Origin of the sequence: Acinetobacter sp. 1566109 (genome assembly GCF_000582255.1) — a bacterium.
Classification (GTDB): Bacteria; Pseudomonadota; Gammaproteobacteria; order Pseudomonadales; family Moraxellaceae; genus Acinetobacter; species Acinetobacter nosocomialis.
Genome location: NZ_JEYB01000147.1, coordinates 1 through 2047 on the forward strand (window position 1 = coordinate 1; position 2047 = coordinate 2047).

At 47.1% G+C, this 2047-nt stretch carries 2 protein-coding genes; one reads left to right on the forward strand and one right to left on the reverse strand.

Annotation, left to right across the window (positions count from 1 at the left end):
- Positions 1–1269, forward strand: a 1269-nt coding sequence (locus tag J582_RS24820) for an IS66-like element ISAba25 family transposase (RefSeq protein WP_032048881.1), incomplete at its 5' end; no start/stop codon positions are given.
- Positions 1270–1425: 156 nt separating this feature from the next.
- On the opposite strand, the gene J582_RS24825 is transcribed toward J582_RS24820, so the two are convergent.
- Positions 1426–2047 (reverse strand): zinc-binding dehydrogenase (locus J582_RS24825; protein WP_032048882.1); only part of this gene is annotated, 622 nt, incomplete at its 5' end.

Below are 2047 nucleotides of genomic sequence, written 5' to 3' on the forward strand. Positions count from 1 at the left end.
AAAGCCAAAACCAATAAACCTAAACGTCGACCACTGCCAGATCATCTACACACCATCCGTATTGAGCATGAACCTGCATCAACCCAATGTGCTTGTGGCTGCCAACTCCGTCGTATCGGCGAAGATGTCAGTGAAAAACTGCATTTCAGACCGGCACAGTTCTATAAGGAACAGCATGTGCGTGGTAAATGGGTCTGTGATCAGTGTGACACTCTGACTCAGCAAGCGATGCCCGCCTATGTGATTGATAAAGGCATTGCTTCACCTGAATTGCTCAGCCATGTGCTGGTATCGAAGTATGCCGATCATTTGCCGCTGTACCGTCAGCGCCTGATCTATCAGCGGGCTGGCATTGATCTGTCCAGATCCACTTTATCTGACTGGATAGGTCGCTGCGGTGTAGAACTGGAACCTCTGGCCAATGCCTTAAAAGAGGTGGTGCTGCAACAGCGGGTGCTGCATGCAGATGAAACACCGGTCACCATCATGCGGATGGGTGAGAATAATAAAAAACCGAAGAAAGGTTATGTCTGGGCCTATGCCACCACACAGTATAATCCAGTTCAGGCGGTGATCTATGACTTTCAGGATAGTCGTTCAGGCCAGCATGCTGAAGAGTTCTTGAAAGGCTGGCAGGGCTATCTAGTCTGTGATGATTACAGTGGTTATAAAGCACGTTTTAAATCAGGCCAGGTGATTGAGGTAGGGTGCATGGCCCATGCACGTCGTAAATTCCATGAACTGCATGTAACTGGGAAAAGTCAGGTTGCTGAACAGGCCTTAGTGCTGATTCAGAAACTGTATGCGATAGAAGCAGAACTCAGGAAAAAGACCGATGGTACAGCGGAAGACCGCCGCGAATACCGACAACAGCATAGTCAACCAGTGATGCAACAACTATATGAATGGCTCAACCAACATCATCTGACAGTGCCATCGAGTTCTCCCACCGCCAAGGCTATCAATTACACTCTGAAGCGTTGGCCAGCCTTAAGCCGCTATCTGGATGATGGCAATCTACCGATATGCAACAATTGGGTAGAGAATCAGATGCGTCCCTGGGCGTTGGGACGCAAGAACTGGCTGTTTGCAAGTTCGCTGCGCAGTGGTCAGCGAGCGGCAAACATCATGACTTTAATCCAGTCAGCAAAGCTGAATGGCTTGGATCCGTATGCCTATTTAAGTGATGTGCTGAAAAGGTTACCGACACACAAAGTGACCCAAATTGAAGAATTGCTGCCGCACTGCTGGAAACCTAAATCGAATTAAAAAATAGGTATGGGATTCAGCGGACGCTTACCAATTAGGGGCGCTTTGCATTTCAAATCTTTGTGCAACAAAGCCCTTAAAAACAAGAAAAAGAGGATTGATAAAATGATGATAAAAAATAAAAAAGCGCCTGATGGCGCTTTCCTTTAATCATATTTATGGCGTCAGAATTACTTTACGACAGTCTTCTTCTTTTTTATCAAAAATACGGTAACCTTCCGCAGCATCTTCCAGTTTCATGCGATGGGTAATAATCAGATCTGGAGACAGATCTCCATTTTCGATATGTTCTAGCAACTGCGGCAAGTAATTATGCACATGAGTTTGTCCCATTTTAAAGGTTAAACCTTTGTCAAAGGCATCACCAAACAGGAAGCCGTGAATTGGACCGGCATAAACTCCAGGTACACTCACCACACCGCCGCGGCGGACCGCTGCAATACATTGTCTTAACGCTGAACCACTCGAACCTTCTAATTTCAGGTTAGTCATTACAGTTTCCAGCATGCTGCCTTTGGCTTCAAAACCGACCGCATCAATGACGGCATCGACTCCACGATAACCCGTGGTATTTTGAATGATAAATTCAGCGGCATCGACTTCATCAAAATTGACCGGAATCACCCCATAGGTTTGATGTGCGAAACTCAGACGATAAGGATGGTGATCGACCATAAAAATCTGCTCGGCACCGAGCATCCGCGCACAGGCAGCAGCCAGCAGACCGACTGGGCCAGCACCATAAATCGCCACACTGGAACCTCGACCAACTTGGGCA